The sequence below is a fragment of the Shigella sp. FC1967 genome (assembly GCF_001743005.1).
GTDB lineage: Bacteria > Pseudomonadota > Gammaproteobacteria > Enterobacterales > Enterobacteriaceae > Proteus.
This window is the reverse complement of record NZ_MIIZ01000715.1, coordinates 1-4202: the sequence shown is the minus strand read 5'-3', so window position 1 is coordinate 4202 and position 4202 is coordinate 1. Positions and strand designations below refer to the sequence as shown.

The 4202-nt window shown below is 37.0% G+C and carries 2 protein-coding genes and 1 pseudogene; all 3 read left to right on the top strand.

Annotated elements, in window-relative coordinates:
• The coding region (locus BHE89_RS10740; RefSeq protein ID WP_128860466.1) for a LysR substrate-binding domain-containing protein at positions 1-437 on the top strand (437 nt) is incomplete at its 5' end.
• 522 nt (positions 438-959) lie between these two features.
• Positions 960-2766 (top strand): annotated as a pseudogene (locus BHE89_RS10735) (AMP-dependent synthetase/ligase).
• Positions 2767-2988: 222 nt separating this feature from the next.
• On the top strand, positions 2989-3996 hold the full coding sequence (gene cra / locus BHE89_RS10730; RefSeq protein ID WP_036912429.1) for a catabolite repressor/activator: 1008 nt from the start codon (positions 2989-2991) through the stop codon (positions 3994-3996).
• The last annotated feature ends 206 nt before the right edge of the window (positions 3997-4202 follow it).

The following is a 4202-nucleotide window of genomic DNA, read 5'->3' as shown; positions in this document are numbered from 1 at the left end:
AATTTGAAAAGACTGAATTTCATTCACAACCACTATTTAATGACGACGTTGTTTTGGCTGTTTCTAATAAACATCCTCGCATTAAAGAAAGTGTGACTCAAGAAATGTTATTAAATGAACAACATTCCATTGTTTCTTTAGATGATGTTGGTTCATTTAGTGCACCTTATTATAAAGATACTCATTGGGAAGATTTAATCACTTATCAAGGGACAGATTTAAATAGTGTATTAAATATTGTATCTAGAACTTATTTGGTGGCTATTGCACCAAGATGGTTAGTTGAGAGTTATTCTGAGCAATTAGATATTAAAGCCGTGTCGTTACCTTGGGAAAAAACAGAGCGTCCATGTTACTTGATTTGGCATGAGTCAACAGCGCGTGATAAAGGGCATTTATGGATGAAAAATTTATTAAGTGAAGTTTGTCAAAACTAGAGTGTTTTTGCTCATAATTAGTGTTTATGACTAATTATGCAGAAATAGTGGCAGGTAACATTAGTTATTCGGTCAATGACCCCAAATGGCGTTGATGCAGTTAGGTAAACTAAATTAGATAGCTGTCACTATTTTTGCCCATTCTTTGTAATAATGACTCTTATTCGTATTATAACTCTGTTAAAGCTATTTTTTGCAATAATATCCCTCCTATTTAGATTTTCATTGATTAAGTTATGATAATTACCCATTGTTATTTATCAGCTTTTCTTTTCAGCCTTCCATAAAAAATAAGATCATAATATTTATTTTTCTCACGGTGATGATATAGCTTTTTCTGACAAAAACTTTTCATAACTCACAATTTTACAAATTTATGTAAATTTGAATTCCTTTATTTGGGAGGATCACTTAGACTTTTATTCGAGTCAGCGAACATGTGTAAGCTGAAATTGTAAGAGACGCTTTTTCTTCATTTCAGTTTCATTACACGGTCGCTTTTCCATAAATAGCAGGAAAATTATGATAACTAATAATAATCTTCATGATTATCATATAATTAGAAGATTGCAGATGCAGTTTTTGCACAGCGGGAATAAAATTGCTTATCGTCAGTGGGATGCTAAGCGTAAGATCGACATGTCATGGAAGTTAGTTGAAAAGAAAACACGCGCACTCTCAAATGCATTATTAGAAATGGGTGTGGATGTTCAAGAAAACATCGGGATCTTTTCTCAAAACACCATTGATTGGTCCTTAGCTGATATTGCATCTTTGCAACTACGTGCAGTAACGGTTCCTCTTTATGCAACAAGTAGTGTTGAACAAGCCGCTTACATTTTAAATGATGCGAATATTCGCATTCTTTTTGTTGGTGACCAAAAACAATACGATATTGTTTCTGAATTATTAGCGTTATGCCCTCAGCTTGAACATATTATTGTCTTTAACTCTGAGGTTGTGTTAAACGAAAATACACCTTCATGCTATCTGGAAAGTTTAACTAATCAGTTAGAATTTCAGCATGATGACGTATTAAAACAGCGTATTAATGAATGCAGTTTAGATGATCTCTTTACTCTGATTTATACATCAGGAACGACTGGAGAGCCGAAAGGCGTTATGCTCGACTATACAAGTCTGGCATCGCAACTTTACCTACATGATGAGCGCCTTTCATTATCTGATAAAGATGTTTCGCTCTGTTTCTTACCCCTTTCTCACGTTTTTGAACGCGCGTGGAGCTTCTATGTGATGCATACAGGTGCGGTTAATGTGTATTTAACAGACACTCATGCCGTCAGAGAAGCAATGAGTGCGGTTAAACCGACGGTGATGTGCGCAGTTCCTCGCTTTTATGAAAAAGTGTATAGCGCTATTCAAGATAAAGTGTCTCAAGCTTCAGTATTTCGTCAATTTATTTTTAAATGGGCGATAAAGCAGGGGGAAAAAAAGCGTGAAGCACAACTGAATCAGCATCAACAGAATTTTATTTCCCGCTTATGTTATCGTTTTGCAGATAAAAAAGTGTTAAATCCATTACGTCAAATTTTAGGGGGGCGAGTTCGGTTTTTACCCGCGGCTGGTGCTCGTTTAGATGATGCAGTGATCCGTTTCTTCTTGGCAGCCGGTATTAATATTAAATATGGCTATGGTATGACAGAAACCTGCGCAACGGTTTCATGTTGGGAAGAGAACAAATATAAATTAGGATCGATTGGTACCCCATTACCAGGCGTTGAAGTACGTATTGGCGAAGAAAACGAAATCCAAGTGCGTGGCAGCATTGTCATGAAAGGGTATTTCAATAAGCCTGAAGATACGGCGGCAGCCTTTACAGAAGATGGATGGCTACGCACTGGAGACGCTGGTGCACTTGATAGTGATGGTATGTTATTTATCACGGAGCGTTTAAAAGATTTAATGAAAACGTCAAATGGTAAATACATTGCGCCACAAATGATCGAAGGAACATTAGGGCAAGACCGCTTTATTGAGCATATTGCGGTGATTGCGGATACACGTAAATTTGTTTCTGCGCTTATCGTGCCTTGCTTTGAGGCATTAGAAGAACACGCGCGCGCATTAAATTTAAAATATCAAGATCGTATGGAATTATTACGCCATACTAAAATTAAAGAGTTATTTGATGAACGTTTACGTGAAATGCAAAAAAAACTTTGCAAGTTTTCATCAAGTTAAGCGCTTTACTCTTCTTGCTGAAGGCTTTTCAATGGAATCGGGTGAATTAACACCGACATTGAAACTTCGCCGTAAAATTATTTCTGAACGCTATCGAAATGAAATCGAATTAATGTATCAAGATTAATTTTAATTGATAAAAAAGCACCTAATGGTGATTTTTTTTTAAAAATTACGTATTGATAGATAACGATGATTGAAATAATTGATAAAAGACATAAACGGAAACGTTGACGCATACGGTTTTATCAGTAAATTGTGTTAAAATACAAAATCAGATCAGCATGATGACTGAAAATTCATAGCAATATGTAACAAATAACACATTTAATAATTAAAAGAGGCTAATGTGAAACTGGATGAAATCGCCCGCTTGGCTGGTGTTTCACGAACAACAGCAAGTTATGTCATTAATGGTAAAGCAAAACAGTACCGTGTAAGTGACAAGACTGTTGAAAAAGTGATGGCGGTGGTCAGAGAGCATAATTACCACCCGAACGCTGTTGCCGCGGGATTACGTGCTGGTCGTACGCGTTCTATTGGTTTGGTTATTCCTGATTTGGAAAATACCAGTTATACCAGGATCGCAAATTACCTTGAACGACAAGCGCGCCAACGTGGTTATCAATTACTGATTGCCTGTTCAGAAGACCAACCAGACAACGAAATTCGTTGTGTTGAACACTTACTGCAACGTCAAGTTGATGCGATTATTGTTTCAACAGCATTGCCACCCGAGCATCCTTTCTATCAGCGTTGGGCAAATCGCTCATTACCGATTATTGCGCTTGACCGTGCATTAGAAAGTGAACATTTTATCAGCGTTGTTGGTGATGACTTAGAAGATGCCAAAATGCTGGCAACAGAATTAAAAGCATTCCCTTCACAATCTGTACTTTATTTAGGTGCACTTCCTGAACTCTCTGTGAGTTTTTTACGTGAACAAGGTTTTCGTAATGTATGGAAAGATGATCCTAGAGAAGTCACCTACCTATATGCAAATAGCTATGAACGAGAAGCTGCGGCTGCTGCTTTTTCTGAATGGTTAAATAGCAATCCAATGCCTGATGCGTTATTCACTACCTCTTTTGCTTTATTACAAGGGGTTATGGATGTGACTTTACAACGCAGTGGTCGTTTACCAACGCAATTGGTTATTGCGACTTTTGGTGATCATGAGTTATTGGATTTCCTTGAGTGTCCTGTTTTATCTGTCGCTCAACGACATCGAGATATCGCAGAACGCGTGTTAGAACTTGTTCTTGCGAGTCTTGAAGAAGAACAAAAACCACAAGCAGGAATTACACGTATTCGTCGTGACTTATGCCGCCGAGGTAGTTTGGGACGTGCGCGTTAATTGATATCGCTCTGTTAGTAATTATCTGCATTTATACCTATCCCCGTTTTATTAAATTAAAACGGGGATGTTTTATTTGATTTAAGAATGTCGAATTGCTTAGAGAATATTAAATTTGAGATTAATCTTAAGCTTTTTTTTTACTCTTTCTCTCATTTTACTAAGTGAATCGAGTAAATTTTGACGTACCCATAAGTGATATTGCT